Source organism: Penaeicola halotolerans, assembly GCF_016464625.1.
Classification (GTDB): Bacteria; Bacteroidota; Bacteroidia; order Cytophagales; family Cyclobacteriaceae; genus Penaeicola; species Penaeicola halotolerans.
This window is the reverse complement of the sequence record NZ_JAEAGO010000002.1, coordinates 623,097-642,857: the sequence shown is the minus strand read 5'-3', so window position 1 is coordinate 642,857 and position 19,761 is coordinate 623,097. Positions and strand designations below refer to the sequence as shown.

Annotated in this window: 20 protein-coding genes; 2 read left to right on the top strand and 18 right to left on the bottom strand. The window is 40.5% G+C overall.

Annotated features, from left to right (window positions below):
* Positions 1–17: 17 nt before the first annotated feature.
* From acs to pruA, 13 genes are all read right to left on the bottom strand, one after another.
* A complete protein-coding gene (acs, locus tag I5349_RS07095) occupies positions 18–1,916 on the bottom strand; it encodes an acetate--CoA ligase (protein ID WP_226390049.1) in 1,899 nt (632 codons plus the stop codon).
* Positions 1,917–2,141: 225 nt separating this feature from the next.
* Positions 2,142–3,770, bottom strand: a complete 1,629-nt coding sequence (pafA, locus tag I5349_RS07090) for an alkaline phosphatase PafA (RefSeq protein WP_226390048.1) — start codon at positions 3,768–3,770, stop codon at positions 2,142–2,144.
* Between the two features lie 151 nt (positions 3,771–3,921).
* A complete protein-coding gene (locus I5349_RS07085; protein ID WP_226390047.1) occupies positions 3,922–4,449 on the bottom strand; it encodes a YceI family protein in 528 nt (175 codons plus the stop codon).
* Between the two features lie 30 nt (positions 4,450–4,479).
* The gene (locus I5349_RS07080) at positions 4,480–5,022 is read right to left on the bottom strand and encodes a nitroreductase family protein (protein ID WP_226390046.1); all 543 of its coding nucleotides are present in this window, start codon (positions 5,020–5,022) and stop codon (positions 4,480–4,482) included.
* Between the two features lie 4 nt (positions 5,023–5,026).
* Positions 5,027–5,734: a pirin family protein gene (locus tag I5349_RS07075; RefSeq protein WP_226390045.1), complete on the bottom strand. Its 708-nt coding sequence runs from the start codon at positions 5,732–5,734 to the stop codon at positions 5,027–5,029.
* 55 nt (positions 5,735–5,789) lie between these two features.
* Positions 5,790–6,239, bottom strand: coding sequence for a MarR family winged helix-turn-helix transcriptional regulator (locus I5349_RS07070; protein ID WP_226390157.1), 450 nt, complete (start codon positions 6,237–6,239; stop codon positions 5,790–5,792).
* 153 nt (positions 6,240–6,392) lie between these two features.
* Complete coding sequence (locus tag I5349_RS07065; RefSeq protein WP_226390044.1) at positions 6,393–6,869, bottom strand: hypothetical protein; 477 nt, start codon at positions 6,867–6,869, stop codon at positions 6,393–6,395.
* A gap of 23 nt (positions 6,870–6,892) precedes the next feature.
* A complete protein-coding gene (locus I5349_RS07060; protein ID WP_226390043.1) occupies positions 6,893–7,462 on the bottom strand; it encodes a 5-formyltetrahydrofolate cyclo-ligase in 570 nt (189 codons plus the stop codon).
* Complete coding sequence (gene bshC, locus I5349_RS07055; RefSeq protein WP_226390042.1) at positions 7,452–9,014, bottom strand: bacillithiol biosynthesis cysteine-adding enzyme BshC; 1,563 nt, start codon at positions 9,012–9,014, stop codon at positions 7,452–7,454. Before bshC ends, I5349_RS07060 begins: the two co-directional genes overlap by 11 nt.
* A 123-nt stretch (positions 9,015–9,137) precedes the next feature.
* Positions 9,138–10,451: a 30S ribosomal protein S12 methylthiotransferase RimO gene (gene rimO / locus I5349_RS07050; protein ID WP_226390041.1), complete on the bottom strand. Its 1,314-nt coding sequence runs from the start codon at positions 10,449–10,451 to the stop codon at positions 9,138–9,140.
* A 62-nt stretch (positions 10,452–10,513) separates the two neighbouring features.
* On the bottom strand, positions 10,514–11,152 hold the full coding sequence (locus I5349_RS07045) for a helix-turn-helix domain-containing protein (RefSeq protein ID WP_226390040.1): 639 nt from the start codon (positions 11,150–11,152) through the stop codon (positions 10,514–10,516).
* Between the two features lie 152 nt (positions 11,153–11,304).
* On the bottom strand, positions 11,305–12,486 hold the full coding sequence (locus tag I5349_RS07040) for a DUF4934 domain-containing protein (RefSeq protein ID WP_226390039.1): 1,182 nt from the start codon (positions 12,484–12,486) through the stop codon (positions 11,305–11,307).
* Positions 12,487–12,651: 165 nt separating this feature from the next.
* On the bottom strand, positions 12,652–14,289 hold the full coding sequence (gene pruA / locus I5349_RS07035; protein ID WP_226390038.1) for an L-glutamate gamma-semialdehyde dehydrogenase: 1,638 nt from the start codon (positions 14,287–14,289) through the stop codon (positions 12,652–12,654).
* Between the two features lie 186 nt (positions 14,290–14,475).
* Here pruA and I5349_RS07030 point away from each other — a divergent pair, with 186 nt between their 5' ends.
* Positions 14,476–14,982, top strand: a complete 507-nt coding sequence (locus I5349_RS07030) for a hypothetical protein (RefSeq protein ID WP_226390037.1) — start codon at positions 14,476–14,478, stop codon at positions 14,980–14,982.
* Here the strand turns inward: I5349_RS07030 and I5349_RS07025 are convergent.
* From I5349_RS07025 to I5349_RS07010, 4 genes are read right to left on the bottom strand one after another with little or no spacing between them, the layout of a single operon-like run.
* Entirely contained in the window at positions 14,973–15,581 is a 609-nt protein-coding gene (locus tag I5349_RS07025) for a hypothetical protein (RefSeq protein WP_226390036.1), read from the bottom strand. The two genes, I5349_RS07030 and I5349_RS07025, sit on opposite strands and share 10 nt — an antisense overlap.
* Positions 15,582–15,592: 11 nt before the next feature.
* Positions 15,593–16,135 carry a hypothetical protein gene (locus tag I5349_RS07020; protein WP_226390035.1) on the bottom strand — a complete coding sequence of 181 codons (543 nt, stop codon included), beginning with the start codon at positions 16,133–16,135 and terminating at the stop codon, positions 15,593–15,595.
* Positions 16,136–16,180: 45 nt separating this feature from the next.
* Positions 16,181–16,876 carry a YjjG family noncanonical pyrimidine nucleotidase gene (locus I5349_RS07015; protein WP_226390034.1) on the bottom strand — a complete coding sequence of 232 codons (696 nt, stop codon included), beginning with the start codon at positions 16,874–16,876 and terminating at the stop codon, positions 16,181–16,183.
* Positions 16,873–17,265: an ArsR/SmtB family transcription factor gene (locus I5349_RS07010; protein WP_226390033.1), complete on the bottom strand. Its 393-nt coding sequence runs from the start codon at positions 17,263–17,265 to the stop codon at positions 16,873–16,875. The genes I5349_RS07015 and I5349_RS07010 overlap by 4 nt, the downstream gene beginning before the upstream one ends.
* 119 nt (positions 17,266–17,384) lie before the next feature.
* Between I5349_RS07010 and I5349_RS07005 the strand changes: the two genes are divergently transcribed.
* Entirely contained in the window at positions 17,385–18,035 is a 651-nt protein-coding gene (locus tag I5349_RS07005; RefSeq protein WP_226390032.1) for a carboxypeptidase-like regulatory domain-containing protein, read from the top strand.
* A gap of 74 nt (positions 18,036–18,109) precedes the next feature.
* Here the strand turns inward: I5349_RS07005 and I5349_RS07000 are convergent, their stop codons facing one another.
* The gene (locus I5349_RS07000) at positions 18,110–19,714 is read right to left on the bottom strand and encodes an aminopeptidase P family protein (protein WP_226390031.1); all 1,605 of its coding nucleotides are present in this window, start codon (positions 19,712–19,714) and stop codon (positions 18,110–18,112) included.
* Between the last annotated feature and the right edge of the window lie 47 nt (positions 19,715–19,761).

Sequence of the window (19,761 nt, the reverse complement as noted above, 5' to 3'; positions counted from 1 at the left end):
CATTATCTGAGTAAAAATCACTTGATCCTACCCTCTATGATCTCTTTGACTACTTCTGGATCAAGTAGCGTAGAAGTATCGCCTAGATTAGAAGTGTCTCCCTCGGCTACTTTACGCAGTATCCTTCTCATGATCTTACCAGACCTTGTCTTAGGCAAGCCAGACACGATCTGTACTTTATCAGGTTTGGCGATAGGTCCGATGATATTGCTCACCATCTCGCGGATCTCATTGATGAGATTTTCTGCTGTACGATTACTCATATCACAGATCACATAGGCATAAATGCCCTGACCCTTGACTTCATGTGGATAGCCTACTACAGCAGACTCGATGACTTTTGGATGTTCATTGATAGCATTTTCTACTTCTGCTGTGCCCATTCTGTGGCCTGATACATTGATGACATCATCTACTCTACCCAGTATCCTGTAGTATCCGTCATGGTCTCTTTTGACTCCATCTCCTGTAAAATACATTCCTTTGTAAGTAGCAAAGTACGTTTGCTTACAGCGCTCATGGTCTCCATAAGTAGTGCGCAACATCCCTGGCCATGGAAATTTGACGCAGAGATTCCCTTCCACAGAGTTCCCCATGAGCTCCTTACCCTCAGGATCCATGATCGCTAGCTGTATTCCTGGGAGGGGTAGAGTAGCATAACTAGGCTTGGTAGGAGTCACTCCAGCGATAGGAGAGACCATAATACCTCCTGTCTCTGTCTGCCACCAAGTATCTACTATCGGACATTTTCCTTTGCCGATGTGCGCATGATACCAGTGCCATGCTTCTTCATTGATCGGCTCACCCACTGATCCCAATACGCGAAGTGAATCTAATTTGTAAGGTTCTATAGGTTTCGTACCAAAGGCTTGAAGTGCCCTGATAGCCGTAGGTGCAGTGTAGAACTGATTGACTTGATACTTATCGATGATCTCCCAAAACCGCCCTGCATCAGGCCAAGTAGGGACACCTTCAAACATCAATGTAGTGCCTCCTGCGAGTAATGGTCCGTAAACAATATAAGAGTGGCCAGTGATCCAGCCGACATCTGCTGTACACCAATAGATATCCCCTGGGCTATATTGAAAAACATTCGTAAATGTGTAATGGCTATACACCATGTAGCCTCCAGTCGTATGCACTACTCCCTTTGGCTTACCTGTAGAGCCAGAAGTGTATAGGATAAATAGCATATCCTCAGCATCCATTTCCGTAGCCTTATTTTCTATGGAGACACCCTCAGTGACCTCATGCCACCAATGATCTCTTCCAGACTTCATCTTCACATCTTCTCCTGTACGCTGATAGACGATCACAGACTCGATAGTACTTGTCTTTTCTAGAGCTTCATCTACGACTGCTTTGACTGGGATTTTTTTGGCTCCGCGAAAATTTCCATCCGAGGTGATAACCATTTTAGCCTCACAGTCATTGATCCTATCGGCTAGCGAGGTACTAGAAAATCCTGCAAATACTACTGAATGTACCGCTCCTAAACGCGCACAAGCTAACATAGCAACTGCCGCCTCAGGTACCATCGGCATATAAATGATCACTCGATCTCCCTTTTGGATTCCTTTAGCCTTTAGCACATTGGCAAACTGACAAACTTGCTCATGCAGTTCTCGATAAGAAATTTTTCTTCCCTGCTCTTTTGGATCATTTGGTTCCCAAATGATGGCTGGTTGATCTCCTAAAGTATACAGGTGTCTGTCTAATATATTTTCTGTGATATTCAATTTTCCATTGACAAACCACTTGATATCTGGTGTTTTAAAATCCCATTCGAGTACTTTATCCCAGCGCTTCTTCCAGTGAAAAGAATCTGCGATGCGCGCCCAAAACTTCTCTGGCTCAAGTACGCTTTTTTGATATTCATGAAAGTATCCGCTAAGGGTATGTATCTTATCACTCATAGGTTTTGAAAATTTAAAGAAACATGTGTTTAAAAAAGGGGACTTCACCCATTTAACATACGCTGATAGACCAGCAGAGTTTGAGATATCAATTTAATAAAAAGGTGGCTGAAAAGCTCAGTAAATGTGATGAGAGGAAAAACTAAATCGCTATTTCTAAAGGGGAAAATCAGTCAATAAAAAAAGCGACCACACAGCCGCTCTTTAATCTCTTGCTTTATCTATCTAATCTAAAATCTCCGTCAATGGCTGACCGGTGGTCGCGTTAGGCATGCCGATCTCTAGCATCACTGCCAGTGTAGGAGCGATATCCGTGATCGTGTGATATTGGCTAGATCTACCAGCCCTTACACCCCAACCGTAAAACATCACTGGTACGTGGGTATCATAGGTATAGCCAGATCCATGGGTAGTTCCTTTCCATGAGCTAGATAGCCAAGCTGGCTCCAATATCACGATCACATCTCCTGAATATTTATGACTATAACCCATTTGGAGTAATTGTTTTTTCCCATAGCTATAGTTTTCACGCATCATATCTGTGCCTGTATAGGTCTCTTTGATCCCATCAAATCTCAAAAGGAAATCTGCCACTTGTCTTTGCATAGACTCTATACTGATTCCTTTTTCCGCAGCTAACTTACGATTGAAGAAAATTTGATCATTGGATACATTTTCAATCCAGTTTCCTGGACCAAATTTATCATTGGTAAAGCCTCTCAACTGTGTCGTAATAAATCGCATATCCAAACCACCTGCAGGTATATTCTCAGACTGCATGTAGTCAGGAATGTCAGCTACACCATGATCAGCTGTCAAAAAGATCAAGTAGTTACCCTCTCCAACTGTCTGATCTAAATAGGCTAGAAAATCTGCTAATGCCAGATCAAGTCTGAGGTAATTGTCTTCAAGCTCGACAGAACTTGGACCAAATCTATGACCAATGTAGTCTGGAGAAGAAAAACTTAGTGCTAAGAAATCTGTAACATCTCCTTGACCTAGCTGCTCTCCCTCTATAGCTGCCTTGGCCATTTCTAAAGTTAAGTCATTGCCATATGGAGTACTAGCCACCAAGTCGTAGCCTCCATTATCATCTTTGAGTGCTGAAAGGTCATATGGGAATGCAGTATCATCTTTACCGATGAATGGGCCTTCGAAATCATTATCATCTCCTGCTGTACTCTGCGTATAAGTCTCTATCGGATAAAGCGTTTCCCAGGTCTGAGATAGATAGTGATCTGCTCTTTTTTGTGCATTGAAGTCTTGCGCCCACTGCGGCAGCACATCTGTATAATAAGTGCTGGTCATAAACTCGCCTGTAGCCTTATCCAACCAATATGCATCTCCCATATGCCCTGCTGGCAAAGAAGCTCCTCGGTCTTTGATTGCTACACCTACAACCTTTGCTTGCTTACCTGTAGCTAATCTCAACTGATCTGTGATAGTCGTACTGCGCATATTGCGAGGAGATATTTTTCCACTTTTGGCAGAGCCACCTACATTAGATACTAGACTATCTTCTGCGCAATAGATTGATCTTCCTAGTTGACGAACATACCAGTCATTGGCGATGATGCCATGATTAGCAGGAGTAGTGCCAGTATATACAGAGGCATGTCCTGGACCAGTGTAAGTAGGCGTGTAATTATAGTGAGCATTTTGAAACATGAAACCCTCGCTCATCAAACGCTTAAAACCACCTTCACTAAACCGATCTTGATATTTGTAAAGGTATTCTTGGCGCATCTGATCTACCACGATACCTACTACCAACTTAGGCTTACCCTCTCTTTGATTTTGCTGACAGGACACTAAACTAAGTGCTCCAAAAACTGCTATCAGTAATTTTTTCATGATTTCATTATCTAATAAGTCTCTAATTTAAGGACTTCTATTGGATGTACCTAAGAGAGTATTTCAAGAAACTGTTATCTATGATGAGTGGAGCTTGAGCAAAAAAAAACGGCACAAGGCCGTTTTTCATTTATATACAAAGGAGCTTTATTTAAGCTTTCACCACTTGGATGTTAGCTAAGATTCTCACTTTGTCACCTACCACTACATTTCCTGCTTCTGTCACAGCTGACCAAGTTAAACCGAAATCTTTTCTATTGATCTCTCCTTCTAACTCAAATCCAGCCTTGGTCTGTCCATAAGGATCTACTACTGTGCCACCATAAGTTGCCTTTAATGTGACTTGCTTAGTCACATCCTTGATAGTCAAGTCTCCTACTAGAGCGTAGTCACCGCCTTTCTTAGTTAGCTTACCATTTGAAAAAGTCATCTTTGGATACTTTTCCACATCAAAGAAATCACCTGACTTCAAGTGTCCATCTCTATCTGCATTGTTTGTATCGATTGTGCTTACATCACCTGCAAAAGATACAGATGCACCATCGAAATCTTCTGTGCTAGTCTCTACAGACGCCTCAAAAGAGTTGAATGATCCTGTCACAGTAGAGATGACCAAGTGCTTTACTTTGAAGTTTAACTCAGAGTGAGTTGGGTCCAAATTCCATTTTGTAGTACTCATGATTATTGTTTTGTAGTTTAAAATTATAGATTATAAATATGTTACGATTTCATCTAGTGCTCTCCTACTTCTAGGTTTCGCTGCTTTAGCTAAGAGTGACTCATGGATATCAGCTTCTTGACCTTTATATCCGATAGCTGTCACAGAGATCACGTCTAAGTTTTCATCTAGCTTGAGGATATCCTTTACTCTCGCATGATCAAATCCTCCCATCTGATGTAGCACTAGCCCCATAGAAGTAGCTTGTAATCCAAGCTGACCCATAGCGAGTCCTACATCATGCCAGCTGTAGGCATTCACCTCTCCTGTCATGTCTAGCTTACGTTTAGCCACTGTCACTAGTAGGAGTGGTGCATTAGCCACCATGATCGGGTTAGTCCCAAAAAGCGTATTCATCACCTTCTGTCTGATATCCTTATCTCCTTTGATGACAAAAAAACGCCAAGGTTGCTCATTGTAGCAAGAAGGCGCCCATCTCGCGGCTTCCAATAATGTTGTTATCTGCTCTTCGGTCAATTCTTTCTTGTCAAATATGACTGGACTGACTCTGTTCTTGATAATATCTAGTAGCATAGTATTAATTCAAAGGAACCTCTATCAAAAGTACCTCTGCATTGTCGAGGGCTTTGAAAGAAAACTGCTCCGTGTCGTATATTCCAATAGCATCACGCTGATTGATCACTTGGTCTCCTACTGCGATCTGTCCTTTGATCACAAAGGCATAGACGCCATTTCCACTAAAGTGAAATTTGTAGTCAGCAGATTGCTCTTTTTCAAAATTAGCTAGAGAGAGTACCGCATCTTGGTTGATCCATAGAGCCTCCTCATCAGTAGGAGACACTATAGTCTGTATTTTGTTTTTTCTCTCTGCAGCAGGGAAGCTTTTCTGTGCATAGTTTGGCTTGATATTCTGACGCTTAGGAAAGATCCAAAGCTGAAGGAAATTTGTTGTCTCTGTCTTAGACAAATTCATCTCAGCATGCTCTATGCCTGTACCTGCGGACATGATTTGTACTTCGCCAGCACGTATTTCATGCTCATTTCCCTCACTATCTTGGTGTGCTAGTCCTCCAGAAATCGGCACAGAGATGATCTCCATATTGTCATGCGGATGTCTACCAAAACCAGTACCCGGTGCGATGTAGTCGTCATTTAGTACACGTAAAAGACCAAAACCCATTTTTTGAGGGTTGTAATATCTACCAAAGCTAAAAGAGTGGCTAGAATCTAACCAACCAAAATTGGCTTTACCTCTAGTATTTGCTCTATCTATGATCGTTTTCATTTGATTCCTTTCCTTATTAACTGTATATACATGTATTTATTCAAATAAAAAGGCCTTAGCCTCTTAACTTATCTAAAAGGTCATTCAATAACCTTGTTTCATCTTCTGTCAGCTGTATGATAGCCCTGTTATGATTGATAATCTGCTCATCCAGCTCATGCAGTAGACCAAGTCCTTTTTGGGTAATCAAGACATCTACTTGTCTGCGATCGTTAGGACACTCTGCGCGAGTCACCATATCTTTTTGTTTCAGCTTTTCGACCAGTCTTGAAGCATTTGACATCTTGTTGAGCATACGCTCTTGGATAGATGAGATCGTGATAGGTTTGCCAGCTTGACCTCTTAAGATCCTGAGGACGTTGTACTGCTCTTGAGAGATACCATATGGCTTGATCAGTCTAGTTTGCTCAGAGATAATCCAGCTATTGGTGTACAGCATATTCACAATGACCTTATTATACTCATCTTTAAATGCCTTTTGCTTGATCACATCTTCTATTCTCATCATTAATGCTATTAGTATTCAATGTATATACATTAAATACGATTAAAAGGTTTTGAGAAGCATACATTTTTTTAAAAAAAAAATTTATCACCACCCTAAAAACAAAAAAATCGGCTCATATGAGCCGATTTTTAAATTGATATGGTTTGGTTATTAAAATACAAATCTAATAGATAGTGCCGCCCCATCAGCCCAGAACCCTCTGTCACCATTGAAGTCAAAGGCTGGTTTCCAGTCTAAGGACAGGTTAATAGGTACTTCACTAAAAGTGTACTCCAGACCTAAAATACCATCGATACCTACTACTGTATAATCTCTGTTAGGATCACCCCAAGGTCTATCTCTATAGCTATCGTAAAATCCGATGTGAGCACCACCACCATAGTACCATCTTAAGCCTGGTGCATCCGCAATGTCATTGTGCACCTCATAGAGACCTGTGATCGTCACGCCTCTCCATCTAGAGCCGAGAATACCCTCTAAGGCTGCCTTTTCGTTAAGAAAATGCTTTACACTAAGTCCACTTTCAAATCCAGCTCTAATACCGATACCAGTATTGTAACTTTGTGCCATAGATGAGGCCACGCCAATGGTGAAAAAAAGAGCAACAACTGCAAAAATCCTTTTCATAATAATCTTAGGTTTGGTTTTGTTTAAAATTCAAATAATTGACTCGGGGTAAAGCAAAAATCCATCTTCACGTCATGCGGATCTACCGGAAGTGAGTCTTCCGGTTCAAAAAGTGATATACCTACTTTCAGTACATCCTTTCGGCAGATTTTCAAGAAACGATCATAAAAACCTTTGCCGTAACCCAGTCTGTATCCTTGCAAATCAAATGCCAAGAGTGGGATAATTACAATGTCTATAGCCTTTTCGGCTACACCTTCAGCTCCTATGGGACTGGGTATTCCCCAAGCATCCTTCTGAAATTCAGTATCAGGATGAATCAAAAACGACTGCATGCTTAATTGAAAAAAATCACTGATAGAAGTAATCGCTAGCTGCTTAGGGTTGGACCATATCGCCTCTAAAATTGGCTTGGTATTTACCTCTCGATGCTTCTCTATGGGCATATAGACATGGATACCTCGAACAGACTGGTTAGCGAGCCACGGCAACAGTCGAGCATAGATTTCCGCAGATTTACCAGCAAACTCAGCTTCAGTGATTGCTAATCTTGCTTGCTTATATGCCTTTCTGAGTGCTGCTTTATCCTTCATCTGTCAGTACATTAAAGCTGAAATTTAAGGGGTCGAAATGAGTCAAAAGTATTTTGATAAAGTCTGGGTCATTTAGATAAAAGTTAAGGAAATTCTCCTTTCTCTCTTGAAGCCCTCCACCAGGAAAGAGTTTTTCTTTGATACTTTCTATCTGCTTGATGCCCGTCTCTAGCTTAGCTTCCTCTGCCTTTTCTAGTCGCTTTTCTATATTTTCTAGTCCTTTGAGCGCCTTGCTTGCTTCTGCGCCTATGAAGCCTTCTAACGTAGGATCTATTTGATGCGCCTTACTTTTCAAACTCTCAAATACCTTCTCAATAGCATCTCGTTGCGGACCTAGATCAAGTGATGAATCAGCATTGGCAGTAACATAAGCATGCTTAAGCTCATGAAACTCTTGGAAAATCTGTGTAGTAGTCAATTCCAACTTTTCCATTTTCTTTGCACTAGTCTTATTGATAATAAGGGCGAAATTTCTCGGCATCAACACTGGAAATGCTACTTGATAATGTGCAAAAACTCCTTTTAACTGCATCCAATAAGCTACCTCAGCAGGCCCTCCTAAATAAGCGATATTGGGCAAAATACTCTCTTGATAGAGTGGCCTCATCACAACATTAGGGCTAAAGCGCTCAGGATATTGCTCAAGCTCTGCTAATAGTTCCTCTTCGGTAAACTGAATGCCTTGATTGAGCACCTCAAAGTGATTTCCTTCTCTCACGATGCGCTCTCTAAAATGATCCTTGAGGTAAAAGAAATTGATCTCCCTAGGGAATATCTGACTTTTATATCCTAAGTCAGCTAGTGACTGAGTGGTAGATTCTACCAGTTCATTAGCCTTATTTGCTATCAAATCATCTTTGATGATTGGGGCAAAAATTTTCTTCAATCGACTATCATCGGCATCGATCACTACCAATCCCTCTGCTCCAAACAAATCATGCACATACTGACGCACAGCAGCTGCCAAAGTCTTCTGGCCTAAATAGGCCTTTTCAAAAATCGCTGGCTTCTCTGGCATTTCTTCTAAGATCGCACTAAGCTCTTGTGGATTCATACGTCCTACAGCACCTGTTTGACTAGTTTCCCATTGGTATTTTTTACCAAAAAGTAAGAAATGACTGATCTCTTCAAAATCATGATCCTCACTAGCCATCCAGTAGATAGGCACAAAGTTCTGATCAGGATATTGTGATTTCAGCTGCTTAGTCAGATTAATCGTAGAGACGATCTTGTAGATGAAATATAGCGGTCCAGTAAAAATATTAAGTTGATGACCAGTAGTCACTGTATAAGTATTGCTTTTTTGTAGCTTTTCGATCTGAGCCATTGCTTGATCACCACCTTCAGTTGTAACATACTGGGATTTTAATACATCCGCTAAAATGTTTCTGTTGGCTTGGCTGAATTGCTTGTCAGCAATTGCCTGCTTGAAATTATCTAAAGTAGGGAAGTAGCTATAGTATGGCTTAAGTTGAGGTGTTTGTTTGAGATAATCTAAAAAAATAGGGGCAAAATGGCCGGTTTGCTCCAGCGCTATCGTTTCGTGCGTCATGTCTGTTGGTTTTTGTCTGTTGACTTTGCTGCTATCTAAACTACAAATTTTCAAGCAGAGTTCTAAAATCCCCCACCGCTGGTGTAAAACAAAAGAAAAAGCAGCCGAAGCTGCTTTCTAATATCAGGTAGTTGGCTTACCGATCAAGTCAAATTCTGTGGCATCGGTGATCTGAACGTTGACAAAGTCTCCTACTCTGAGGTAGTTTTCTTTGGCATCTATCAGCACCTCATTGTCTACATCTGGAGAGTCAAACTCTGTACGACCTACGTAGTTGCCACCTTCTTTTTTATCAATCAACACTTTAAAAGTTTGGCCAATCTTCTCTTGATTCAAGTCATAAGAGATCTGCTCTTGGATCTCCATGATGACATTAGCACGCTCTTGCTTGACTTCCTGAGGGACATCATCTGCCATACCAAAGGCGTGGGTATTTTCCTCATGAGAATAAGTAAAGATACCTAGCCTCTCAAACTTCATGCGTTCTACGAAGTCCGCCATTTCTTGAAACTCCTTTTCCCCCTCTCCTGGATGACCCGCGATCAATGTCGTCCTGATAGCAATGCCTGGGACTTTTTCACGGATGGTGTGGATGAGTTCTTCTTGTTTTTCACGAGTAGTTCCCCTCCGCATCGCCTTGAGGACATCTGTAGATCCATGCTGTAGCGGTATGTCTAGATACTTACATACATTAGGGTAATCAGCCATCACATCAAGGACGTCCATCGGAAAGCCTGTCGGAAAAGCATAATGCAACCTGATCCAGTCGATTCCCTCCACACCAGCAAGATTTTTCATCAGTTCTGCCAGATTACGTTTTTTATAAAGATCCAAACCGTAGTATGTAGAGTCTTGAGCGATCAAGAGCAATTCTTTTGTACCTTTTGCGGCTAGATTTTTTGCTTCTAAGACCAGTTGCTCTATTGGTTTTGACACGTGACCTCCACGCATCAGCGGGATCGCGCAAAACGAGCAAGGTCTATCACAGCCTTCTGAGATTTTCATATAGGCATAATGACTCGATGTAGTCAATATCCGCTCACCTACTAGCTCATGTTTATAATCAGCTTTGAATTTCTTCAGCAATGCTGGCAGCTCACGCGTACCAAAGAAAGCATCTACCTGTGGGATTTCCTGCTCTAAATCTGTCTTATATCGTTCGGACAGACATCCCGTCACATAAACTTTATCAATCAGTCCTCTATCCTTTGCATCTGCATACTGGAGGATGGTATCGATAGATTCTTGCTTGGCATTGTCGATGAAGCCACAAGTATTGATGATGACGATATTGGCATCACTTTTTTTAGCTTCATGTGTAGTATCGATGGCATTGCCACGGAGCTGGGTAAGCATCACTTCTGAGTCCACTAGGTTTTTAGAACAACCTAGCGTAACGATGTTTACTTTATCTTTTTTGAGTGTTTTCGTCTTCAATGTATGCTGATTTTTCACAAAGGTAATCAAAAGCCTTGGCTTGATAAAGTAAAAGCCCGCTGCTACCTGATAAACCTGAATACAGGGAAGTATTTCACACTTTTACCTTTGTAAGCACGGATAGCATTGACGACTGTCAGTATGATATTGAGTGCATAAAAACTCAAAACTAAGACAAAGCCTAGAGTCAAAGCATTTCCTAACATGCTAGGGCTGATATCCCCATTTGTACTTCCCGCATAACTCGCACTCACTTCTCCGCTATCAAACGCATTCAAAATCTTAGATACTACTAAACCTATATAGCTTGTGAAAAATATGATCGTCCAAGTAATCTGAAAGTTGAGTACTGACTTACCCACCTCGTGAGCTCCTGATACTTTATCCTTTTTGAGTAGCCACAAGATGAGCGGTAACAAAATCCCCAGTAGCGGAAACGCAATAAAACTCAAAGCGGAAAGGTTCAGCACGGCTAGATAGCCATTGTCTTCCTGAGCCGTCCACTCGATGAGCTCATCTGGACTGACGCCTAATGCTATGGCAAGCTGTCGGAGTGTCTCTCCTCTGGCTTCTGACTCACCATTTTCGATTCTTTGGATAGTACGCAGGCTCAGCTTGGCATCTTCAGCGAGTTGTTCTTGTGAAAGTGCCGCCTTAGTTCGCAGTGCCTTTACATTTTTAGCCAGGGTATTATTTTTCATAGACTTTCGTTGATTTGTTTCGCACAAAGATGCCTGTCAGATACGGCATATACTTGCGTCAAGTCTGTGACAAGTTTACGACAAACTTGTCAATCACTGAAAAATATGCTTAAAAATGAAAATAGCACAGGTATTATCCTGTGCTACTATTACTAAAACTTGATCTTATATTTGACCAAGATCGGGTCTTCTCCATCCGTCAAATTATCGACCGCCTCTTGTAGCTTTTCAGTATGCTTGCCAAAGAAGCCAGACTCCAAGTGACTAAGCCAACGCTCTACAAACAATAACTGATAGAAATATCCATCCTTGGTAAATCCACTATCTGAAAAAGAGGCTGCTGATTTGGCAAGTTTGGCTTGACCAGATTTGATATTTATAAAAAGATCATTGATAGGAATCGTAGTTTCATCTTGCATATTCACTCCTTCTGGATTTCTTTTCACACCAAATACTTTAAGCTTCAAGACATCGTCTGCCTTAGTCATTGGGCCTATGTTAAATGCATACTTTTGCTCCCTCAACAAAGACATCACGTCATTTTCTCCAGAAATAAATTTCTCCGAATTAGGAAGATTTCGATCAGCCAAATTGAGATAAATAATTGGTCTCATTGAGCCCTCTTCATAGGTATAAATTGTGTCAGAAAGTGGTATGTTTATCCACAATTTATCTTGACTAAAGACAAACCCACTACTCTCCATTTCTTCTACCAATAATGGCACTTTGATTGGTAATGTGTCTATTTTACCACTAGCTATGTCTTCAATCGTATAAGGTCTAAAATATCTTCCATCAGTCACCTCAATATCTGAAAAAGAAGCTGTGAACCATTTCTCATCTTCAAGCTTTGTGAAGTTCCAAGCCATATCTGCGGACAATTTTTCTGTTTTAACATAATCAAGAGTCGATGCGTCATAGTAAAGCAGGTTTCCTTGAGATATAATAATTAAATGTTTACCATCTGATTCCAAATAATCGATAGACTCATACTCACCAGGACCTCCTCCTCTTTTACCAAAATTTGAGATAAACTCTCCTTTAAGAGAGTACTTGTGCACTTTTGGATCTTTATAACCATCTGTCACTATGAAGACAGCGTCTTTTATAGATACCATAAATGGATCTAATCCAAATACTTTCATCTGAGCTTCTATAGTGTTTTGAAGTGGGATAAACTCCACCTCATCATACAACTCATCCGCAGCGTACAACTCATCTGTCACTTCAATAGTCGTCAAACCTTTATTTCCTTGCTCACCATCACCTCCACAAGAAAATAATATGGGTGAAAGAACTACACTTGTTACAGCATAAAAAATTGTTCGTCTCATTTTTTGATATATTATGTAAAACTTGTTTGGTATAAAAGTAAAATAATTGATTGGATCAGCATAAGATATGATTAAAAAATCAAGACTTTGGCTAAAAATGATATGTCTATAAAAAGGAAAGGCTGCCTCATCTCTGAAACAGCCTCTTATACTAAAGTCAAATGCTTACTTATCAGCCTCTAAAAATGGATATCTATAATCTACAGGAGGTACAAATGTCTCCTTAATCGTACGTGGAGAAACCCATCTGAGCAAGTTGATCATAGAGCCAGCCTTGTCATTGGTTCCAGAAGCTCTCGCTCCACCAAATGGCTGCTGACCTACTACAGCACCTGTAGGTTTATCATTGATGTAGAAGTTACCCGCTGCATTTTTTAGCTTTTGAGAAGCTAGCTCTAGTGCGTAGCGATCCTGAGAGAACACCGCCCCAGTCAAAGCATAAGGTGATGTGCTATCCACTAACTCTAGCGCCTCTTCGAAGTGATCTTCATGATAGACGTAGATAGTAAGTACTGGCCCGAAGATCTCCTCTTGCATCGTCTTGTACATCGGATCTTTAGTGACGATCACCGTAGGTTCTATGAAGTAGCCCTTAGATTTGTCAAACTTACCGCCTGCGATGATTTCTACCATGTCGCTTGCTTGTGCTTCTTTGATATAGTTAGTGATTTTATCAAAAGATTTCTCATCGATCACTGCATTGATGAAGTTGGTGAAGTCTTCCGTGCCACCCATTTTCATAGACTTGAGATCAGCCAAAAGATACCCTTTGACTTCTTCCCAAAGATTTGATGGGATGTACGCTCGAGATGCCGCTGAGCATTTTTGACCTTGGTATTCGAAAGCACCGCGAGAGAGTGCTGTAGCAAGTGCCTTAGCGTGGGCAGACTTGTGCGCGATTACAAAGTCCTTACCACCAGTCTCTCCTACGATACGTGGGTATGACTTATACTTATGGATATTATTTCCGATGGTTTTCCAGATGTTTTGGAAGACTCCTGTAGAACCTGTGAAGTGAATCCCTGCAAAATCTGGATGGTTGAATACCACTTCACCTACCGTAGGGCCATCTACATAGACGATATTGATCACGCCATCTGGCACTCCAGCTTCCTTGAACACTTCCATCAGTACACTCGCTGAGTAGATCTGCGTGTAAGCAGGCTTCCACACGATCGTATTTCCCATCATGGCTGGAGCTGTAGGTAAGTTACCTGCGATCGCTGTGAAGTTAAAAGGTGTCAAAGCGAAGATAAAGCCTTCCAATGGTCGCTGCTCTACTCTATTCCACACGCCATTGCCAGAGACTGGAGGCTGCTGTTCGTAGATCTCCGTCATATACTTGACATTGAATCTTAGAAAATCTATAAACTCACAGGCTGAGTCGATTTCAGCTTGATACGCATTTTTAGACTGCCCGAGCATGGTAGCGGCATTGAGCTTAGCTCTGTATGGTCCTGCGATCAAATCTGCTGCCTTTAGAAAGATAGCCGCACGCTGTTCCCAAGCTATATTTTCCCAAGCATGCTTAGCACCTAAAGCAGCATTGATCGCTTGCTCTACATGACTTTTATCTCCTTCGTGGAAATATCCAAGTACATGCTGATGATCGTGAGGAGGTGTCATCGCACGTTTTTTATCTGTGCGGATCTCATCACTTCCGATATACATCGGCACATCTATTTGCTTGCTTCGAGCTTCTTTGATTGCTTTTTGAAGATTGGCTCGTTCTTTTGATCCAGCGGCATAGTTGAGTACCGGTTCATTCACAGGAGTCGGTACATTGAAAAAACCCTTTAGCATATTGTATTTGAGTTTATTTGATTTCTAAATGTGGCAAATATAAGGAATATGACTTGTAATGCCTTTTCATACTTAGGTTTTATTGATTCTCAATTCACAATCAACTAAAAACGATTTAACAATATTTTATTTAAAAATTTTAATAATATTTATTAATAAAGTATATATTTATTAAATTTTACAGATATGGATTATACTAAAATTATTTTGATTGCTCTTATATTCAGTGCTTTATGCTTATCCTCAGCAATTTGTCAAAATACAAGTAAACGCGAAGCTGTGTATTTAGAGGGGTTGGGAGCAGGAATATTTTATTCGTTCAATTATGATTTGAGGCTAAAAGATCAAATAAATGGTCTTGGAGGAAAAGTGGGCTTAAGCTACAGTGCACTAGATGGAGCTAGAATAGCAACAATACCCATAGCAGCAAACTTATTGATTGGTAAAAGGAAAGGGTTTTTAGAACTTGGTCTAGGTGCTACAGTGATAGTCATATCACAAAACCTATCGACAAACACATATTCATTTCCTAGAAGAATTGATAGAGGAATTCAATTCAGTGGAATTCTTGGTTATAGAAGAGTGTCAGATTCAGGTTTTCTTTGGAGAGCTGGATTTACACCCTTTTTTACTTCAGATCGCGTTGATCTCTTTACGCCACAAGTGTCGGTTGGATATGCTTTTCAAAGATAAACTCCTGCTTTTGGTCCAAAGAAAATCCCTCTAATATTCAGACTTCTGTCAAAAAATAGTCCTCCTTCTATCCCAACGTGGATTTTGTTGGCTATCACTTTTTTCAAATTATAAATGACTGGAAAATGAAGGCCCGTCTCAATATCGCGATTCCAAGTCATTCCAGTATACAGTGCTCTTTCTTCATCGAAATTTACTGCTACATAGTATTCATTGGCCTCTATATAACCTCCAAGTCCGATACCAATGGCTCCATTAATTTTTAAAGGCAGATTGAATTTCCTTTGTCCTAAAAAATACAAGTGACCTGAATTGACTCTGCCAGTAATGTCAAAATCTCCAATCGCCATGGGTGTAGACATCAGCGACACCCTGTAGTAATTGAAGGCCGAATGGTTTACCCCTGTGCCAAATGCCCAGTATTCATTATATTGATACATCAATCCAAAATTTGTATTAAAACCTTCTCTTGGAAGTTCGTATTTCACCTGATTTGGAACTCTATAACTTCCAAAACCTATAGTCATATCAAGTTTTTGCGCTTGTAGATTGGCTAGTCCAAAAAGTAAGAAACAGAGCAACAAAAGGAGCTTTTTCATCATTCGTAAAATTAAAATCGATAACTTATTTCTGGACCAATGTGAAAACCACCAAACCAATAGAAAGGCGAAAGAAAAACTCCAGTCTTAATACCTAAGACAACATTTTGATACAATTCTTTATTAAGATTAATCTCAATCGGCATAGTCAAATCTCTATCGTACTCTTTTAATCCTGACAGGCTATTCCTTTCACCTACTTGATGCTCTAAATAGTAGCCAAAACCTGTCCCAAAATGAATCTTCCAATCATTTTTCAAATTAAACTTTCTGAAAACTAGAAAAGAGACCACATTAAAAGTGACCTTAGACCTCAAATTGGTCGACTGAGGGACATAGTGGAAATCTCCATAAAAATAGTTTGATGATATAGAAAGCTTATCATTGAAATGATAGTTGAACTTAATACCCCCACTAAGACCTACCTCACCTCGTTCATAAAACCAAAAATCAATAGGAGTAAACATCCCTCCATGAACACCAATATCATAATGCTGACCAAAAACAGAATAAGAGGAAATAAAAAATAAGGTAATTAGTAAATACTTTTTCATGAACATATCCTTAATAATATAAAAGTAATACTATAATAAATTATATCATAGAATATCTTTTAAATCTTTTAGCATATTGATCATATAAGTTGGCTTTGTCTGAGTGACTCCATGATGTGGATTAAACCACACTTGATCTATAGCTGCATTGATCGCTCCGAGGATATCTGTATCGGCATTGTCCCCGATCATCAAACATTCAGTGGGTTTTGCTTTTAGCTGTTTCAGCGTAAAGTCAAATATCCGCCTGTCAGGCTTGGTAAAACCACTTGACTCAGAAGTCACTACTACATCAAAGTAGTTCGAAATCCCAGAAGCTGTCAACTTGGTGTATTGCGTATCTTCGAAGCCATTGGTGATGATATGTAGCGCATATGAGCTCTTCAGATAATCTAGTATCTCTACGGCTCCTGGCAGAAGGTGCTGCTTAGCTGGCGTGAGTTGATTAAAGGCCTGTTCGAGATCGCAAGGTACAGCCCTTACATCTATCTCATAAGCTTTAAATATATTGGGAAATCGGTTTGCTCGGATACCAGCTTTATCTATTAGATTTACGTTGTGTAGTTTCCACAGCGCACCATTTTCTCGCTTGAAAGTACTGAAAAAATCATCTGCTGAAGGGATGCCGAGAGACTTCAAGTCAAACTGGTGATAAAGATCTGAAAGGGATTCGAAGGCATTGCGGTCATAGTCCCAGAGCGTATGATCTAGGTCAAAGAGGAGGTGTTTGTACTTTTTCAAAATGTAGAATTGCGATAGCGTTGATGTTCGATTTTGTTGATAGCCAGCTCACGGTTAGAGTAGAGGATACGATAGATTTCTTGATCTTTGATCAGCTGGGCATCTTTAGCCAAATAAGTGAATATTTGTTGCAAGATATCATAGACCTCATCTAGTATGTAATAAAAAGTCCACTGATCTACCTTTCTGGTGCCTACTAATCCAGAGTTTTTGAGATATGTCAGGTGCCTCGAAGTCTTGGTCTGTGTAAAATCCAGAATATGCTCTAAATCGGAAATAGAAAGTTCTTTATTTTGTAGTAATAAATATAAAACCCTCACTCTAGGTTCTTCAGAGAGAGCTTTGAAGATCCTCATGCCATAGGACAAACTGAAATTTTTGAGTCTCATTTAACCTTTTTTAACTGGATTTGTCTTATAATAGGATACATTATCCTAAATTTACAAAGGATTGAATTAGCTAACTTTATGGCTAAGTTAATCGTAAGACCTAATAAAACCCGAAAGATTTGAAACTATTTACCCTCAAATATCGACTCTTTGCAGCTGTGATGGTATTCATCTGTCTGATGAGTGTACAATCTATAGCACAAGATCAAACCAAAAAAAGAGAAGTTGTACAATTTTCAGGTGTCATACTAGACCAAGATAGTACGAGAGGTTTGCCTTTTGTGAATATTTTTGTTCCCAAAACAGGTCGCGGTACGACATCTGACCCTTATGGATATTTCTCTATGCCCACACTCGCTGGTGACACAGTGGTTTTTAGCTTTGTGGGTTTTGAAAGACAGTCAGTGGTGATCCCTGCAGATGAAGGAGACAGTTATTCCTTGGTCTTGTCTCTCAAATCAGACACGACACAACTCGCGCAAGTAGATATCACGCCATTTCCTACAGAAGAGGCTTTCAAGCAGGCAGTGCTAGCACTCAACATCACAGAAGATAATATGATGACGAGGGATAATCTCAATCCTCAACTCCTCATCAGGATGATGGAGGAACTGCCTATGACAGGTGGAGAAAGTCAACGCTACTTCACCAATCAGCAAATGATGTACTACAATGACCGCTTCGGTCCAAGACCACTACAACTGCTCAATCCATTTGCTTGGAGTCAATTCATCCAGTCAATCAAACGGGGAGATTTTAAGAAAAAATAATACGCATATATCAAATAAAAAGGTCAGTAGAAATCTATCTACTGACCTTTTTATTTATATATCAATCTTGATAATCAGTCCAACTTAGGCAATACCCAGTCTTCCAAAATGCTCTTCTTGGCCATCATGGCTTCAATGTCTTTTACTGTTCTAGGCGCTAGACCAGAGAGGTTTTCACAACCATCTTTTGTGATCAAGACGTCATCCTCTATCCTAACTGCTATGCCCCACCACTTTGGATCACAGTCGCTACCTTCAGGGATGTAGATGCCAGGCTCTACAGTGATCACCATGTTTTCTTTCAAAGGACCATAATTACCTCTGTCGTGCACATCCAGCCCCAAATAGTGCGAGGTGCCATGTGGGAAATATCTATGACGCTGTCCTCTTTTGATGATGCCTAGCTCTACGAGCCCTTCATTGATCACACGCTGAGAGATTTTATTGATCTCACCAAAAGGCAACCCGGCTTTGATCGCTGCCATGGCTTCATCTTGTGCTTTGAGGACGATCTCATAGATAGCCTTTTGCTCTGCACTAAACTTCCCTTTGGAAGGAATCGTGCGCGTCACATCTGCTGTATATCCTCTGTACTGCGCACCTAGATCCATCAAGACCAGTTCTGAACCAAAGCTACGCTTGTTGTTATCGATATAGTGTAAGATACAGCCATTGTGTCCAGCACCTACGATCGATGGATACCCGATATCTTCTGCATCATATCGCTTATAGACAAACTCGTGAATGCCTTGAATCTCTCGCTCATTCATCCCTGGCTTCATAGCCTTCATCACTTCCACTTGTCCCACAGCAGAGATCGAGATTGCCTTGCGGAGCATTTTGAGTTCTTCAGTTGTTTTGACTTCTCTCAAGCTATTCATGACGAGTGCCAGAGAACTCAAATCAAAATTTATTTTAGGTACTTTACTTTTGATAGCTTCTCTTTCTGATGGAGTGCTAGTCTTTTGATATTCTAGTAATAGTTGATCTTCAGCCAACTCTGGATACATCCTGATATATCGACCTACCACAGTGGCTACATTAGCACTACTCTCTTGATCGGTAGTGCGGATAAGTTCATAGAGCTTAAGCGACTGATCTGTAAAACCCTCTGGGAATTGTGCGTTTTCCTTGAACTGCTTGATGAGGTCTACGAGATCTGCCTTGCTATTGCTATCTCTGGCATCTGTAGCAAATCCCAAAGTCATCAGTTTATCCAACTTGGTATAATCAAAAGGAAAACCTGCAAATTCAGCATTCAGATATGCATGCTCAAATCCTAAAATGTCTTTAGCCCCATCGACTCCTAGTCTGATACCATTCCACATCTCAGCATTTGGATCTCGCGGCTGGACGAAAATAACCTCATCTACTGACTTGCCATCGATCATCTGAGGCTCTGAAAAGATCAAAAGTACAGAATTAGGCTCTCTAAGTCCTGTCAGGTAAAAGAAATCTGGATCTTGATGATAGATGTAGTCTACATCATTGGATCTATTGCGAACAGGATTGCTAAAAAATATCGCAGCAGAATTAGCTGGCATTTGCTGTCTGAGGGCATCTCTTCTGCCTTTGTGAAAATCCTTGCCCAATCCATCATCAAAATAGCTTTGACTCATCCCTGAGTAGCTCCAGAGCATGGCTCCAAAAAATGCTAAAATCAGCGTTATCTTCTTCATATCGGTTTTATTATGCGTTGAAGTGATGAATCTAGGATATTTTTTCT

What these genes read in the sequence shown, in the direction of transcription:
- I5349_RS07070 (WP_226390157.1), bottom strand. Translation starts at nt 6,239, where the DNA reads ATGAGAATAGAAGATGTGATCAAGCAAAAGGCATTTAAAGATGAGTAT.
- I5349_RS07080 (WP_226390046.1), bottom strand. Translation starts at nt 5,022, where the DNA reads ATGCTACTAGATATTATCAAGAACAGAGTCAGTCCAGTCATATTTGAC.
- I5349_RS07010 (WP_226390033.1), bottom strand. Translation starts at nt 17,265, where the DNA reads ATGAGACTCAAAAATTTCAGTTTGTCCTATGGCATGAGGATCTTCAAA.
- pruA (WP_226390038.1), bottom strand. Translation starts at nt 14,289, where the DNA reads ATGCTAAAGGGTTTTTTCAATGTACCGACTCCTGTGAATGAACCGGTA.
- I5349_RS07085 (WP_226390047.1), bottom strand. Translation starts at nt 4,449, where the DNA reads ATGAGTACTACAAAATGGAATTTGGACCCAACTCACTCTGAGTTAAAC.
- I5349_RS07075 (WP_226390045.1), bottom strand. Translation starts at nt 5,734, where the DNA reads ATGAAAACGATCATAGATAGAGCAAATACTAGAGGTAAAGCCAATTTT.
- pafA (WP_226390048.1), bottom strand. Translation starts at nt 3,770, where the DNA reads ATGAAAAAATTACTGATAGCAGTTTTTGGAGCACTTAGTTTAGTGTCC.
- bshC (WP_226390042.1), bottom strand. Translation starts at nt 9,014, where the DNA reads ATGACGCACGAAACGATAGCGCTGGAGCAAACCGGCCATTTTGCCCCT.
- I5349_RS07040 (WP_226390039.1), bottom strand. Translation starts at nt 12,486, where the DNA reads ATGAGACGAACAATTTTTTATGCTGTAACAAGTGTAGTTCTTTCACCC.
- I5349_RS07060 (WP_226390043.1), bottom strand. Translation starts at nt 7,462, where the DNA reads ATGAAGGATAAAGCAGCACTCAGAAAGGCATATAAGCAAGCAAGATTA.
- I5349_RS07065 (WP_226390044.1), bottom strand. Translation starts at nt 6,869, where the DNA reads ATGAAAAGGATTTTTGCAGTTGTTGCTCTTTTTTTCACCATTGGCGTG.
- acs (WP_226390049.1), bottom strand. Translation starts at nt 1,916, where the DNA reads ATGAGTGATAAGATACATACCCTTAGCGGATACTTTCATGAATATCAA.
- I5349_RS07045 (WP_226390040.1), bottom strand. Translation starts at nt 11,152, where the DNA reads ATGAAAAATAATACCCTGGCTAAAAATGTAAAGGCACTGCGAACTAAG.
- I5349_RS07030 (WP_226390037.1), top strand. Translation starts at nt 14,476, where the DNA reads ATGGATTATACTAAAATTATTTTGATTGCTCTTATATTCAGTGCTTTA.
- I5349_RS07000 (WP_226390031.1), bottom strand. Translation starts at nt 19,714, where the DNA reads ATGAAGAAGATAACGCTGATTTTAGCATTTTTTGGAGCCATGCTCTGG.
- I5349_RS07020 (WP_226390035.1), bottom strand. Translation starts at nt 16,135, where the DNA reads ATGAAAAAGTATTTACTAATTACCTTATTTTTTATTTCCTCTTATTCT.
- I5349_RS07025 (WP_226390036.1), bottom strand. Translation starts at nt 15,581, where the DNA reads ATGAAAAAGCTCCTTTTGTTGCTCTGTTTCTTACTTTTTGGACTAGCC.